The organism is Weizmannia sp. WK01, assembly GCF_025905465.1.
Taxonomy (GTDB): Bacteria; Bacillota; Bacilli; order Bacillales; family Bacillaceae_C; genus Weizmannia; species Weizmannia faecalis.
Genome location: NZ_CP109616.1, coordinates 229,444 through 241,882 on the forward strand (window position 1 = coordinate 229,444; position 12,439 = coordinate 241,882).

23 protein-coding genes are annotated in these 12,439 nt (G+C 42.9%); all 23 read left to right on the forward strand.

Annotated features, from left to right (window positions below):
• Positions 1 to 201: 201 nt before the first annotated feature.
• The 23 genes from OF158_RS01200 (at position 202) to terL (ending at position 12,179) form a co-directional block, all read left to right on the forward strand.
• A complete protein-coding gene (locus OF158_RS01200) occupies positions 202 to 438 on the forward strand; it encodes a hypothetical protein (RefSeq protein ID WP_035182881.1) in 237 nt (78 codons plus the stop codon).
• Positions 435 to 641 (forward strand): YqaI family protein, encoded by a 207-nt coding sequence (locus OF158_RS01205; protein WP_052042129.1) that lies wholly within the window; start codon positions 435 to 437, stop codon positions 639 to 641. The genes OF158_RS01200 and OF158_RS01205 overlap by 4 nt, the downstream gene beginning before the upstream one ends.
• Before the next feature lie 97 nt (positions 642 to 738).
• The gene (locus OF158_RS01210) at positions 739 to 1,686 is read left to right on the forward strand and encodes a YqaJ viral recombinase family nuclease (protein WP_088775933.1); all 948 of its coding nucleotides are present in this window, start codon (positions 739 to 741) and stop codon (positions 1,684 to 1,686) included.
• Positions 1,686 to 2,582 carry a recombinase RecT gene (locus OF158_RS01215; protein WP_035182880.1) on the forward strand — a complete coding sequence of 299 codons (897 nt, stop codon included), beginning with the start codon at positions 1,686 to 1,688 and terminating at the stop codon, positions 2,580 to 2,582. Before OF158_RS01210 ends, OF158_RS01215 begins: the two co-directional genes overlap by 1 nt.
• Before the next feature lie 81 nt (positions 2,583 to 2,663).
• The gene (locus OF158_RS17595; protein ID WP_368043837.1) at positions 2,664 to 3,104 is read left to right on the forward strand and encodes a DUF4373 domain-containing protein; all 441 of its coding nucleotides are present in this window, start codon (positions 2,664 to 2,666) and stop codon (positions 3,102 to 3,104) included.
• Positions 2,993 to 3,475 carry a hypothetical protein gene (locus OF158_RS01220; protein ID WP_264302943.1) on the forward strand — a complete coding sequence of 161 codons (483 nt, stop codon included), beginning with the start codon at positions 2,993 to 2,995 and terminating at the stop codon, positions 3,473 to 3,475. The genes OF158_RS17595 and OF158_RS01220 overlap by 112 nt, the downstream gene beginning before the upstream one ends.
• Positions 3,472 to 3,792 (forward strand): replicative helicase loader/inhibitor, encoded by a 321-nt coding sequence (locus tag OF158_RS01225; protein WP_043052535.1) that lies wholly within the window; start codon positions 3,472 to 3,474, stop codon positions 3,790 to 3,792. The genes OF158_RS01220 and OF158_RS01225 overlap by 4 nt, the downstream gene beginning before the upstream one ends.
• Positions 3,731 to 4,435 carry a replicative DNA helicase gene (locus OF158_RS17600; protein WP_368043838.1) on the forward strand — a complete coding sequence of 235 codons (705 nt, stop codon included), beginning with the start codon at positions 3,731 to 3,733 and terminating at the stop codon, positions 4,433 to 4,435. The genes OF158_RS01225 and OF158_RS17600 overlap by 62 nt, the downstream gene beginning before the upstream one ends.
• Positions 4,389 to 5,066: a DnaB helicase C-terminal domain-containing protein gene (locus tag OF158_RS17605; RefSeq protein ID WP_368043846.1), complete on the forward strand. Its 678-nt coding sequence runs from the start codon at positions 4,389 to 4,391 to the stop codon at positions 5,064 to 5,066. Before OF158_RS17600 ends, OF158_RS17605 begins: the two co-directional genes overlap by 47 nt.
• Entirely contained in the window at positions 5,063 to 5,239 is a 177-nt protein-coding gene (locus tag OF158_RS01235; RefSeq protein WP_155375946.1) for a hypothetical protein, read from the forward strand. The genes OF158_RS17605 and OF158_RS01235 overlap by 4 nt, the downstream gene beginning before the upstream one ends.
• Positions 5,240 to 5,403: 164 nt before the next feature.
• On the forward strand, positions 5,404 to 5,601 hold the full coding sequence (locus OF158_RS01240) for a hypothetical protein (protein WP_035182878.1): 198 nt from the start codon (positions 5,404 to 5,406) through the stop codon (positions 5,599 to 5,601).
• The gene (locus OF158_RS01245) at positions 5,598 to 6,230 is read left to right on the forward strand and encodes a dUTP diphosphatase (protein ID WP_035182875.1); all 633 of its coding nucleotides are present in this window, start codon (positions 5,598 to 5,600) and stop codon (positions 6,228 to 6,230) included. Before OF158_RS01240 ends, OF158_RS01245 begins: the two co-directional genes overlap by 4 nt.
• Before the next feature lie 9 nt (positions 6,231 to 6,239).
• Positions 6,240 to 6,701, forward strand: coding sequence for a DUF1064 domain-containing protein (locus tag OF158_RS01250; RefSeq protein WP_043052534.1), 462 nt, complete (start codon positions 6,240 to 6,242; stop codon positions 6,699 to 6,701).
• Positions 6,702 to 7,155: 454 nt separating this feature from the next.
• The gene (locus tag OF158_RS01255; protein WP_052498234.1) at positions 7,156 to 7,854 is read left to right on the forward strand and encodes an N-6 DNA methylase; all 699 of its coding nucleotides are present in this window, start codon (positions 7,156 to 7,158) and stop codon (positions 7,852 to 7,854) included.
• Between the two features lie 78 nt (positions 7,855 to 7,932).
• Positions 7,933 to 8,112, forward strand: a complete 180-nt coding sequence (locus tag OF158_RS01260; protein WP_035182869.1) for a DUF3954 domain-containing protein — start codon at positions 7,933 to 7,935, stop codon at positions 8,110 to 8,112.
• 233 nt (positions 8,113 to 8,345) lie between these two features.
• Positions 8,346 to 8,801, forward strand: coding sequence for a class I SAM-dependent methyltransferase (locus OF158_RS01265; protein WP_035182866.1), 456 nt, complete (start codon positions 8,346 to 8,348; stop codon positions 8,799 to 8,801).
• Between the two features lie 39 nt (positions 8,802 to 8,840).
• Positions 8,841 to 9,002, forward strand: a complete 162-nt coding sequence (locus OF158_RS01270) for a DUF7167 family protein (RefSeq protein WP_155375945.1) — start codon at positions 8,841 to 8,843, stop codon at positions 9,000 to 9,002.
• 37 nt (positions 9,003 to 9,039) lie between these two features.
• On the forward strand, positions 9,040 to 9,198 hold the full coding sequence (locus OF158_RS01275; protein ID WP_155375944.1) for a hypothetical protein: 159 nt from the start codon (positions 9,040 to 9,042) through the stop codon (positions 9,196 to 9,198).
• 129 nt (positions 9,199 to 9,327) lie between these two features.
• Entirely contained in the window at positions 9,328 to 9,534 is a 207-nt protein-coding gene (locus OF158_RS01280) for a hypothetical protein (RefSeq protein WP_035182863.1), read from the forward strand.
• On the forward strand, positions 9,531 to 9,962 hold the full coding sequence (locus OF158_RS01285; protein WP_035182861.1) for a LuxR C-terminal-related transcriptional regulator: 432 nt from the start codon (positions 9,531 to 9,533) through the stop codon (positions 9,960 to 9,962). Before OF158_RS01280 ends, OF158_RS01285 begins: the two co-directional genes overlap by 4 nt.
• A gap of 192 nt (positions 9,963 to 10,154) precedes the next feature.
• Entirely contained in the window at positions 10,155 to 10,739 is a 585-nt protein-coding gene (locus OF158_RS01290) for a hypothetical protein (protein WP_035182859.1), read from the forward strand.
• Positions 10,717 to 11,634, forward strand: coding sequence for a terminase large subunit domain-containing protein (locus OF158_RS01295; protein WP_264302944.1), 918 nt, complete (start codon positions 10,717 to 10,719; stop codon positions 11,632 to 11,634). Before OF158_RS01290 ends, OF158_RS01295 begins: the two co-directional genes overlap by 23 nt.
• A 23-nt stretch (positions 11,635 to 11,657) precedes the next feature.
• Positions 11,658 to 12,179, forward strand: a complete 522-nt coding sequence (gene terL / locus OF158_RS01300; protein WP_264302945.1) for a phage terminase large subunit — start codon at positions 11,658 to 11,660, stop codon at positions 12,177 to 12,179.
• The last annotated feature ends 260 nt before the right edge of the window (positions 12,180 to 12,439 follow it).

Sequence of the window (12,439 nt, forward strand, 5' to 3'; positions counted from 1 at the left end):
TTATTAGTTGGATTGTTTCTATTCTTTCTCTGATTGTTTCGATTGTCGTAATGATTCAGTACAGGAACTAATATGCTTAAATTTTTTAATAAGAAAGGGGCGAGTAAATGAAAATTAAAACAGGTGATTGGCTTAAACTGAATCGCTTTGAAAAGCACATCTTGTTGTGCCTGGCAATTCAAGCTGGAAGGGGTGAAAAGAATGAAACAGCCAGTGCTTAATGTGAATGGGAAACGATTCAAAGTTCACAGCATCGATTGGTACCGTGACGGAAGGATTTGCAGTATCACAGTTTGGATGAATGGGAAGAGCAAAACAATTTTCAATGATAATCCTTCTATTTTCAAGTATGGAATTGTTTTCGATGGTGAAACGGAAGACTCATATTCACAGCATTACATGCTTGATTTAAGCCAGGAAGGACTGATAACACTATGAACACAATTGAACACCCCGATATTACAAGAATGCGCCGGTATGGAGATCTGAGAAATGACCCGGAGTTTTTCGGTTTCGACTATTTCGGTGATGAAATCTTTTTTGGCGAAGAAGTAGTTGAAATTGATGGTGATCTCGTTTTGCAAGATAACCTTCAATTGTATCTGGAAGAAGTTTGTGGTGCGAAGTTTTACACAGCCTAATAAAAAACTCCCTTTGCCGAGGGAGTGAAACGCACAAATATTAACCATCACAAACATTTTACAGGTCTTTGAAAACTAAATCAAGAGGTGAAGAAACATGGCGATGAATCAAAATACCATTCCTACAAAGGAAATGAGCCGGTATGAATGGCTCCAAGAGCGCACAAAGGGAATTGGCGGCAGCGATGCTGGCGTAATTCTAGGTCTAAATAAATACCGCACAGCATTTGAATTGTGGCTTGAAAAAACCGGCCAGGTAGAGCCAAAAGAAATCGACAGTGAAGCAATTTATTGGGGAAATCAAATGGAGAATGTCGTGGCAAAGGAGTTTGAAAAGCGCACTGATAAAAAGGTTCGCCGGTCAAACTTTATGTATCAACATCCAGATTATCCTTTTATCCGTGGCAATGTAGATAGATTGGTGGTCGGCGAGTCTGCGGTGCTGGAATGTAAGACAGCCAGCGCGTATCTTGCGAAAGAGTGGGCAGGTGATGAGGTTCCGGCCTCATACCTTGTCCAAGTCCAGCACTATTTGGGCGTTACAGGCCGGGAAAAAGGATACATTGCCGTGCTGATCGGCGGAAACCGGTTCGTGTGGAAGGAAATCGAGCGTGACGAAGAGTTGATCAACATGATTTTTGAAGCCGAAAAGAACTTTTGGGAAAACAATGTGATGGCCGGTGTTGCCCCGAAACTGGACGGAAGTAGCGCAGCCGAGAAGTACCTGGCTGAAAAATATGCTAAATCGGATCCGGATAAAGAGATTGTTCTTCCCAAAGATTTTAATGCCTATTTGAAGGAATACTTGAAGATAAAGGAAAACGAGAAGCTCATCAAAACAGCTAAAACTGAGATCGAGAACAAAATCAAGGCTGAATTGAAGGATGCTGAAATCGGTCAGGTAAGTGATTACCTTGTCACTTGGAAAAAGCAGGTACAAAACCGGGTTGACTCCAAAGCGTTACGAGAAAAGTTCCCAGACATTTACCAGCAGGTTTTGAAAGAAACATCATTCCGCAAATTTGCGGTAAAGGAGGTTAAGTAATGGCTACAAATGCAGCACTAAAAAATCAAATTGCAAACAAACAGGAAGGAACAAAACAAGTATCTGCCCAGTCACTGGGGTTAAAGGCACTGCTGAATACCCCAACGATGCAGAAGAAATTCGAGCAGGTACTGGACAAGAAAGCGCCACAGTTTATGTCTTCACTGCTTAATCTTTACAACGGTGACCCAAACATTCAGGCCGCCGAACCAATGAGTATTATTTCAAGTGCCATGGTTGCAGCAAGCCTTGATTTGCCGGTGGACAAGAACCTGGGTTATGCATGGATCGTGCCATTCTATGATAGCAAGAAAGGCCATAAAGCAGCTCAGTTTCAACTTGGCTATAAAGGGTACATTCAGCTGGCTTTGAGGACAGGACAATATAAGGCAATAAACGTTATTGCAGTCCGAGAAGGCGAGCTTAAGAAATGGAATCGATTGACGGAAGAAATTGAACTGGATCTGGAAGGTGCCACAAGCGATAAGGTAGTCGGCTACTGCGGATATTTTAAGCTGATTAACGGATTTGAGAAGACAGTTTATTGGACCAAAGATGAGATCGAAGCGCACCGGATCCGGCACAACAAAATGAAAGACAAGAAAGCTCTTAATAACGTTTGGAAAAGCGATTATGACGCAATGGCCATGAAGACAGTTATCCGGAACATGCTCGGCAAATGGGGCATCCTGAGCGTTGAAATGCAGACTGCTGTTACTGAGGATGAACGAGAAACGCATGACATAACAGATGAAGTGGATGACGAGCCGGAAGTAATTGATTATCATCCAGAACCGGAAGAAAAGAAAGAAGAAGTTGGACCTGATCCGCAACCGGAAACAGAAAATGAAAAACAGTCAGTTAAGGAAATGAAAGACAACGAGTTTCCATTTTAATAAAAGCGTCCCCTCTTCTTTGAGGGGGCTGCCAATAAAAATAAGGTGGTGAAAACTTTGGCACGGCCAAAAAAAGAAGGAATGGACTATTTTCCGCATGATACAGATGCAGTAAATGATGAAAAAATTGAAGCTTTACGGTTGCTTTATGGGAACGATGGATATGCTTTTTATTTCATCCTGCTAGAAAGAATTTACCGCACCGCAGAATTTGAACTCGACATTTCTGACGCAGAAACTATTCAGATACTCAGCAGAAAAGTAGGGGTTTCTGCTGAGAAATTTGAACAAATGTTGGAAACATCACTCAAACGGAAATGTTTCGACCGAGAGGCATATGAGAACAGGAAAGTTTTGACATCCCCCGGGATAAAAAGCAGGGCGGGGGTGGTGATTGAAAAGCGAAAAAGATGCAGAAACGCTACCAACTATCAAAAAATGAAGTTTCTGCCCCTGTTTCTGATGAGTTTCTGCCGCAGAAACCAGACAGAAACGCCGCAGAAAGTACACAAAGTAAAGTAAAGCAAAGTAAAGTAAAGAAAAGTAAGTATGCTGCTATAGAATCCGCCTTTTTAAATCTTGGCGGAGGAATCATTCTTAATCCTGATGATATTGCTTGCATAAATAGAATGGCCGAATTGGATGTCGAAGTCGAGCAAATTATTTCATGGATGAAAACGAAACATGATGATTTCTACCGAAAAAATCCAAATGGGAAGATATCGTCTATTAAATACTATGAACCATATGTCAATGATATGTATCAAAAACTTAAAAGCAATGTTGTTCCATTTTCCGGATATAGGCCAAAAAAAGAAGAAACGCTGGAGGAACGATGGGAACGGATGAAACGAGAAGGAAAACTTTCTTTTCTTGAGGAGGGCAGTAAATGAACGCTGATCAGATCTTAAAAATATTAAAGACGATCAACTCTGCCTATTCGCGGTTTGACGTTACCGATGATCGGATTGCTTTATGGGGAGACATGCTCAAAGATATGGACTTTAACAAGGTAATGCACCGGCTAAAAGCCCATATCAAAGATAAGCCTTTCCCACCTTCCATATCCGAAATATCGGTCTATGAAACACCTAAAAACGAATTTTTAGAGAAATACAGAAGATGGCAACTCGAGGGGGCTGAACGCATTGCAAAACAACGAAGAGATGAACGTGGACAGTCTGAACAACAGCCTCGCTCCGACAAGTGAGACGCTAGAAGCCGAAAATATGGTTCTTGGGGCCGTGTTTTTGGAACCAGACCTGATAAATGAAATCGTTCTGGAGCCGGAACATCTGAACCATATGAAAAACCGGCTCATTTTGAAAGCAATGAAAGAGCTGCAAAGCGAGAATGTGGGAATTGACACTGCAACGGTTGTCAACAAGATCGGAAACAACTTAGAAAATGTCGGCGGGGTCTCCTACATAACAGAACTAGCTGTTTCATGTCCGTCCACTGCAAATATTGCATCCTATCAAAATATTGTGTTGGAGCAATACAAGACACGGAAACTGGCAGAAGCTGCGGCAAATTTCCTGAACAACAAAACCGATCAAACGGCAGATGACATTTATCGAACGTATGTGGAAATGCAGGAAATTGGGTTAAAAAAAGAAAGCAACAAACGAGAAACACTTATGGAAATCTATGCCGAGATGAACGAAGATCACGGCGAGCTTACCGGAATTGATACGGGTTTCAAAGATTTAAACGACATGACCGGTGGACTAAATGGCGGAGACTTAATCATAGTGGCGGCCAGGCCCTCAATGGGTAAAAACAGCCTTTGCCTTAAACTTGGCAATGAAATGCTGCGTGACTGGTGGTGTAGCAGATGTATTTTCTCTTGAGATGCCGGAAAAGCAGCTGACACAGCGCATGTTAAGTGCAATCGGAAATATTGAAGGTGCCAAGTGGAGAAACCCGTACCGGACATTTTCTGACGAAGATCGAAACAGGGCGATGAAAGCAATCGGAATATATGACAAGTGGCTTATGAACATCCATGATGAATCCACGCAAACCGTCGCAGAGATAAGGGCGGCCGTAAGAAAAACGCAGCGGAAGTACCCGGATCTGAAACACATTGTCGTGATAGATTACCTGCAGCTGATTACGACGCTCGGAAAATTTGACCGGCACGACCTGGCAATTGGCAGCATTACGCGAGAGTTAAAACAGATGGCAAGGCAGTTTAATGTACCTGTAGTGCTCTTATCGCAACTTTCCCGAGGCGTTGAGCAAAGACAGGACAAACACCCTATGATGAGTGATCTGCGCGACTCTGGCAGCATTGAGCAGGATGCAGATATGATTATGTTCTTATATCGCGAAGATTATTATGAACGCGATACAGACGCAAAGAACATTGTTGAAATCAATATTGCGAAGCAACGAAATGGCCCTGTCGGCACGGTACAGCTGGCATTCATGAAAGAATATAGCAAGTTCTTGCCACTAGAAAGGAGATATGAGGAATGAGCGCACAAGCTGTTTTTAAACAGATGCGTAATCACTTTCTGAAGACTGGTGAAATTATGCAAGGTGCTGAATTCACTAGGAAAATTGCAATGAGATATGATGTTGATTCCGTAATTGATGGGCTGTTGATGTTTAATCGGTATCTAGATGAACAGCGGAAGGAAGTGGGGTGAAAAAATGACCAATGCCACAATATCCGAGCTAAAGCGGAGCCACCTACTCCGCCAGCTCGAAAAAGTGAATATCACTGAATTTAATAATCAATCAATCTACAACCTATCTTATCATGATCTCTTGTACGCTTTAACCCTCCAAAAAATACAAATGGGTGAGTGATATGGCAAAGAATCCGGTTATCCAGCAGGCTTATGAGCGTGGCAAGCGTGAAGGAATCGAGATCGGCATGCAGATGGGCATTAGCAAAGCGATTGGATTTATGCAGGCAAGGCTAAACAAACTGGCTGAGACGCCCGGGATCGGGCCCAAGACGATAGAGAAATTCAAACAGGCTTTTGGAAAGGAGTATTTTAAGTGAACCTACAAAAATTATTTGAAGCGCAGGCGGAACTGGATAGGCACATTGTTGAAAAGAAAGGATTGCATGGCGTTAATTTGCTACCGAACTTAATCCTGGCTTTGCAAGTTGAACTTGGCGAATGTGCAAATGAATGGCGAGGGTTTAAGCATTGGAGCAATGATCAGGAACCGAGAACAGAAATACCGATTGATTGTCCGTATTGTTACGGTAAAGGTTACATGAACCACGATGAAGTTTTTGAAGGTGGAGAACCTTGGCCTTGTAAAAGGTGTGATGGATCAGGTGTTTACGGATACAAAAATCCTTTACTTGAAGAATTCGTCGATTGTCTGCATTTTATTTTGAGCATTGGAAACCGTCTTGGGTTGCAAGATATAAATCCTTGGTATTCCAGTGTTGCGGTCAGCTTTGGCGCCGATAAATTAACAATGCAATGGCAAGAAGTATTTGAATGTGCTTCAACTTTTAGACAATATACAGAAGATAGCAGAAAAGCATGGTATGAATTTCTTTTTTCAAACTTCCTTGGACTAGGTGAAATGCTCGGCTTTACCTGGGAACAGATTGAAGCTGCCTATTTCGAAAAGAATGCCGTAAATCATAGACGGCAGGAAAATGGATATTGAGGTGCAAACATGCAGGAACGAATGACAGCAAAAGAATACCGCAAGCAAACTAAAAAAACGAAGTATGGCTCAAAAAAAGTTGAATTGGATGGATATATCTTCGATAGCAAGATCGAGGCCAGATATTATGAACAGCTCAAATGGTTGCAAGCAAACGATCAAATCTTATTTTTTCGGTTACAGCCGCGGTACTTGCTTCAGGAAGCTTTCGAGAAAAACGGAAAAAAATACCGCAAGATTGAGTACATCGCAGATTTCGAGATCCACCATTTGGATGGATCCATCGAAGTTGTGGATGTAAAGGGCGTGGAAACTGAAGCGTTCAAGATAAAGAAAAAGCTGTTCGAACATAAATATCCCCATAAACTCAGCTTGGTTACATACAGCAAGAAGTGGGGCGGCTGGGTTGAGCTTGAAGAGCTGGAGAAGAAGCGGAAGGCAGTAAAGAAAATGGCACAGTTAGGGATTTAGTTTTCTAGCCTTCGTGTTGGCTCATATTCGTGTCTTAAAACTAAGCATGACTATTTATATATAAAACTCTCAAAGCGTCTTATAAACCAAAATAAACAGTTTAGGAGTGGTATGGATGACAGTAACTTACGTTCATGATCCTGAGGACAGATACAATCTCCGAACCAGCACCGGATGGAGAGCCAAACGCCCCGGCAAGGTTACAATCTGGTATCTAACTCCGGAACAGCTGGAGCGGGTAAGACGGGGCGAGCGCACAACGGATGTGATTGGCAATGGCAAGAAGGGTCGTTGAACATCGGGCCTTATCTAAGGACCGTGAAGAATTGGTAGTTATAACAGTCTATGAGGAAGGGTTGAACAAAGAACGGATACGGAAGGATAGCATCTTTAGCAAGAAACATGCCGTGCTGGTAAAACGCGGCGGAAAATATGACTGGAAGTGATGGAGACAATGTCGGTTGACCGGATGATCAAGCTTTTTGAAAAACTGCGATACAGGCACGATATGTTTACTGTCTTTGCGGATTTTCTTGAAATGTCGGCGATATCTATTTCAAACGCGGTGGATTTGCAACATATGAAAGAGCGTGAGGCACGGTACATGGAGATCGTGAAAAAGTATGACAAGAAGGAAATGGAAATATTTCCTCAAATCCTTGGTGAGCTGATTAACTCACTAGACAAGCATCCGTCAGATGTGCTGGGTGATATCTTTATGAAATTGGAACTTTCAAGTTCCTGGCATGGTCAGTTTTTTACACCGATGTCGCTTGCAAATATGTTTGCAGAACTGACAATTAGCGGATATGAGAAGCAAATTAAGAAGAAAGGTTACTTCACATTAAATGAGCCTGCTTGTGGTGGAGGAGCAACCATAATCGGCATGGTCAATGCATTGGAAAAACGAAAGTTAAATTATCAGGCCTGTATGCGGGTTGTGGCACAAGATATCGATGCAAAAGCAGTTCACATGTGTTATCTGCAGCTGAGCCTTCTTGGCGTGGATGCGGTCATTCTGCAGGGCGATACGCTTTCCTATAAATTTTCAGACGTATGGATGACGCCAAACCATATTTTGAAATGGGCACGCTCACGGAAACAGGTACCGGATCCAAAGCCACAATTTGAACAACTAAGCCTTGCGCTTTGAATGGATGTATAAAAAAAACCGGGTTCCCCCGGCGTGGTAAAGGTTGGTTACCTATATTTTACCATAGGGGGAATACCGGTGGAAGAATTAAACAAACAAATGGTCGCTCAAATAGATTTGATGGAAAATGCGGTTTATAGGGTCGTAGATGGCCAACTGATCAAGGTAACAAAGCCAGGGACAGGGTTCGGTGAGCAAATTATCACGTGGCAAAATAATAAGCCGACCCATTGCAAAATCACTTTTACGGAAAAGTAGAACAATGCTGCGATAGAAAGGGTGAGAGAATGGCTAAATCTTTATTATGGTTGATAGTCATCTTGGGGTTTTTATCTTTGGTAATTACTCATTCTAGTGGTGATCATATTGGGGCGTTCCCTCGAGTAATGTTGCTTTCATGCCTGGGAATATTGGCTTTATGCGAGTCGATTGAAAAGGTAAATAAGTAATTCACATTAGACCGAAACTACGCGGGAAGGAGAAACAGATAATTGCAAAGAATCTTAGACGCCTGTTGTGGCAGCAAAATGTTTTGGTTTGATAAGCAAAATGAAGATGTACTTTATATGGACAACCGGCAGCTGAACGATGTCTTGTGTGATGGAAGAACATTGAATATTAATCCAGATGTGATTGCCGATTTCCGGGATATGCCTTTTGCAGATGAATCGTTTTATTTAGTTGTTTTTGACCCACCACATCTTATTCATGCAGGCGTAGATTCCTGGTTGGCCAAAAAGTACGGCCTATTAGATGAATTATGGCAATTCGATATAAAGCAAGGATTTGAAGAATGCATGCGGGTTTTAAAAACAAACGGAACACTCATTTTTAAATGGAACGAGGATCAAGTGCCTTTGAAAGAAGTACTGCAAGCTATTGACCATAAACCTTTATTCGGCAACAGAAGAAGCAAAACGCACTGGCTTGTATTTATGAAGGATTGATCTCACGTACGGGCACCATTGCGGGGGAGTGATAAATCATTGAAAAAACATAAATTTTTTATGAATGTTTTGTATGTTTCTGGTGCTGCATTTGAAGAAATTGTTGAATTACCAGCTGATTTAACTGATGAAGAAGTTGAGGAAGAATTTAAAGAATGGATTTGGAATAACCTTGATGTTTACCGAGAAATAAAAGATTAGTTCGCAGTTAGACCATATTGTGCATAGAAGAAAGGTGATGAATTTGAAAATAAATCGTAGACGGAAAAGAGCAATTAAAAAGGCAGAAAGAGAAATGGAAATACTCGAAGATTGGAAGGAACGTGTGTTACTGGTCGGTGGTTCATTAAGAAAAGACAGAGACGGTAAATATTACGGAGTTGCATATTTCGATTAATTGGCCTGTCACTAGGCAGATTGACGTGGAAAAAATAAATATTGCTACTGGAACAACCAGGGCACTGATTAATCGCTATTATGGCGGTTATTCGGTGCCTTTTTTATTTTGTAAAAAGGGGTGTGGATGATGAAGCCAGATATTAAGGAACAGCTTAGGGAGTGGAAACAGCAGCACCGGGAAGCAACCGGCTACGGCAAGAAAAAGAAACGCCGGCAGAAGGCAGAAAAGGGAAAATCAGAGCGTTTAAGCGAACGTGAGATAAAAGACCTTATGGGATATTACGAGCCTGTATTTAAGCGCGGTAAAGGCGGAGCATGGAGGAATGGAAGATGAATAAAAAAGAGATTTCAGCTGCTTTAAAGGACTACCATTGGATGATTAATGAAATTCAAAGACAGCGCAAAATGTTGGAAAATCAAGTGGGGGGGAATCTTACAGCTCAATATGGTGAAGAGTCGGCTATGCCAAAAGCGAAAGGAGTGAATAGCGATCCGATCTTTCGCGAAGTGATCCGCCGTGAGAAAAAATCGAAATGGATTGCCAGGATTGAAAAGAAAGTGCTGTTTATCCAGGAGCATATTGACTGTGTGCAGGGAGAAAGGGAAAGGGCAGTTTTGGAATGTTTGCTTGATGGAATGAGTGTGATTGCGATAAGCCGGCATATGGGCTTATCTGAACGGAATATTTATAAGCTACGAGAAAATATAATTGAAATGATGATGCAAAATGCAGGAAATGCAGAAAATGCAGAGATTGCATGAAGTTTTTTGCTTCTAATTTTTTTCTGTACAATGGGAGGCAGGAACGGCGCGGCAGGTTGGTCGTGCCACTGTTCGTTGAAAACCTCATTTCACCTTGCAGTGAACAATACAAGAAAGCACTCAGTACGGATCGTTCGGGTGCTTTTTTATTTTGTGTCTAAAAAATATTCGGAGGTGGGGGAGTGATGTGAGATGGCAAAAGGTAAATACCAAGAATGGTTGACGCCTGAAGGCTTAACACTCCTAGAAGGCTGGGCTAGAGAAGGCCTTACTGATGAACAAATAGCCCATAATATGAGTATCTCACGTTCAACGTTAAATGAATGGAAAAAGAAGTATCCGGACATTTCGGACGCCTTAAAAAAGGGCAAGGAGGTTGTTGATCTCCAGGTTGAAAATGCTTTGCTGAAACGAGCATTAGGCTATGAATACACTGAGAAAAAATATGAAACAGTGGAAATGTCAGAGGAAGAATATTATGCGTGCCAAAAAGCTGCAGTAAGCCGTTTCAAATTAGAACATCCGGAAGCAACTTTTGAGGAAATTCAAGCTGTCGAGTTAGGTGTTCCACGCTATAAACCCGTTTTGACAGAAGAAAAAACAAAAGAGGTCGCTCCCGATGTCACGGCCCAAATCTTTTGGCTCAAGAACCGGAGGCCGGATAAATGGCGTGATAAACAGGATATTGAGCATAGCGGATCCATTAAAAATGAAATTGATATGTCCGGTCTGTCCCTCGAGGAGTTGAGACGACTTGCTAAAGACGATCACTCCTAAGATACGGAAAGCCATTGCACAGCAAGCCAAAAGGGAGTTGGCCAGGCGTTCCTATCGTGATTACGTTGAATATGTCCACCACGGCCATTACAGGCATTTTAGGCATACTGAATTGATTTGTGAACATCTGCAGCCGATCGCAGACGGCGAACAGCATTTTATCATGATCGAAATGCCCCCGCGGCACGGGAAGTCCATGACGGTGACGGAAACGTTCCCGTCTTATTTTATTGGCAAAAACCCTGATAAACGGGTTATAACCGCAGCATATTCAGATGGATTAGCAACAAAGTTTGGGCGGGTAAACCGGAATAAGTTCAATGAGTTTGCTCCTGAAATTTTCGGTGTGCAATTATCTGAATCTAATGCTGCTACAAAAGACTGGGGCGTTTCGGGGCATAACGGCGGCATGATTTCAACCGGTATCGGTGGCTCAATCACCGGCCAGGGCGCCGACTTAATGATCATTGATGACCCGATCAAGAACATGAAAGAAGCACAGTCCCAATTGATCCGCGATAACATCTGGGATGAATGGGAAGCGACACTGTCAACCCGTTTGCATGATGGCGCCAGCGTAATTGTCATTATGACTAGATGGCACGAAGATGATCTTATCGGCCGGCTTTTAGCCAGGAGCCCCCGGAAATGGGAACGGCTGAGGCTGCCAGCGATTGCAGAGGATGAAAACGATCTGCTTGGCCGGGAAATTGGCGAAGCTCTTTGCCCTGAACTCGGGTTTGATGAGCAATGGGCAGAAGAAAAGAAAACTGAAGTGGGGTCCCGGACATGGGCGGCACTTTATCAGCAAAGGCCATCCCCAGCCGGCGGCGGTATCTTCAAACGTAAATGTGGAAATTCTACGTACCGGATATTCAGACACGGAACAAGCTGAACCTGGGCGAAGATGTAGCGATTTTGCCGGCGCGGTTTGATGACAATTGCCAATCTTGGGACTGTACTTTCAAAGCAACAGACAAAAGTGACTTTGTTGCTGGCCATGTTTGGGCACGAGAAAAAGCAAACTTCTATTTGCTGGACCGTGAGCATGACCGTCTTGATTTTCCAAATACGATCAGAGCAATAAAGCGTACGTCATCCAAATGGCCACAGATCAATGCAAAGTACATTGAGGACAAGGCAAATGGCTCAGCAGTCATTCAGTCGCTTCAAAATGAGATTGTTGGTATCATTCCAGTCGAACCCGAGGGCGGGAAGGAAGCCAGGGCGAACGCTGTTTCTCCATTGGTTGAGGCGGGAAACGTTTACCTACCGCATCCAGCGTGGCGCCCATGGGTTAATGATCTGATTGAGGAAGCAACAGCCTTCCCAAATGGGGCCCATGATGATGACGTGGACGCTATGACGCAGGCCATCAATCAAATGAATAAGCCGAAAGAGTTTACGAGAATAATGCCGCCGATCTTTGGTGGCATATAAGGGGGGTGAGAACAATCAGTATTCTTGATAGTTTCCGAGCCTGGCAGAATAAGAGAAATGCAAAGAGATATCTTAGCAGTGTCCGTTCGGCAATCAATAGCCAGCTGACGGGCGGCCGGGAGACACTGGATAAATGGGAGCGACAGTTTAGGTGGTATGACGGCATTATTCGCCGGGAACAGCTACGCTCTAAAAACGTAATGGACTCATTAAAAATCATTCGAGACATCAACCCGGATGCAAGCATGGCAATCTGGAAC

What these genes read in the sequence shown, in the direction of transcription:
- OF158_RS01200 (WP_035182881.1), top strand. Translation starts at nt 202, where the DNA reads ATGAAACAGCCAGTGCTTAATGTGAATGGGAAACGATTCAAAGTTCAC.
- OF158_RS17605 (WP_368043846.1), top strand. Translation starts at nt 4,389, where the DNA reads ATGAAATGCTGCGTGACTGGTGGTGTAGCAGATGTATTTTCTCTTGAG.
- OF158_RS01290 (WP_035182859.1), top strand. Translation starts at nt 10,155, where the DNA reads ATGGCAAAAGGTAAATACCAAGAATGGTTGACGCCTGAAGGCTTAACA.
- OF158_RS01225 (WP_043052535.1), top strand. Translation starts at nt 3,472, where the DNA reads ATGAACGCTGATCAGATCTTAAAAATATTAAAGACGATCAACTCTGCC.
- OF158_RS01275 (WP_155375944.1), top strand. Translation starts at nt 9,040, where the DNA reads ATGAATTTGAAAATAAATCGTAGACGGAAAAGAGCAATTAAAAAGGCA.
- OF158_RS01255 (WP_052498234.1), top strand. Translation starts at nt 7,156, where the DNA reads ATGTCGGTTGACCGGATGATCAAGCTTTTTGAAAAACTGCGATACAGG.
- OF158_RS01215 (WP_035182880.1), top strand. Translation starts at nt 1,686, where the DNA reads ATGGCTACAAATGCAGCACTAAAAAATCAAATTGCAAACAAACAGGAA.
- OF158_RS01220 (WP_264302943.1), top strand. Translation starts at nt 2,993, where the DNA reads ATGCAGAAACGCTACCAACTATCAAAAAATGAAGTTTCTGCCCCTGTT.
- OF158_RS01210 (WP_088775933.1), top strand. Translation starts at nt 739, where the DNA reads ATGGCGATGAATCAAAATACCATTCCTACAAAGGAAATGAGCCGGTAT.
- OF158_RS01250 (WP_043052534.1), top strand. Translation starts at nt 6,240, where the DNA reads ATGCAGGAACGAATGACAGCAAAAGAATACCGCAAGCAAACTAAAAAA.
- OF158_RS17595 (WP_368043837.1), top strand. Translation starts at nt 2,664, where the DNA reads ATGGACTATTTTCCGCATGATACAGATGCAGTAAATGATGAAAAAATT.
- OF158_RS01285 (WP_035182861.1), top strand. Translation starts at nt 9,531, where the DNA reads ATGAATAAAAAAGAGATTTCAGCTGCTTTAAAGGACTACCATTGGATG.
- OF158_RS01205 (WP_052042129.1), top strand. Translation starts at nt 435, where the DNA reads ATGAACACAATTGAACACCCCGATATTACAAGAATGCGCCGGTATGGA.
- OF158_RS01280 (WP_035182863.1), top strand. Translation starts at nt 9,328, where the DNA reads ATGAAGCCAGATATTAAGGAACAGCTTAGGGAGTGGAAACAGCAGCAC.
- OF158_RS01240 (WP_035182878.1), top strand. Translation starts at nt 5,404, where the DNA reads ATGGCAAAGAATCCGGTTATCCAGCAGGCTTATGAGCGTGGCAAGCGT.
- OF158_RS01235 (WP_155375946.1), top strand. Translation starts at nt 5,063, where the DNA reads ATGAGCGCACAAGCTGTTTTTAAACAGATGCGTAATCACTTTCTGAAG.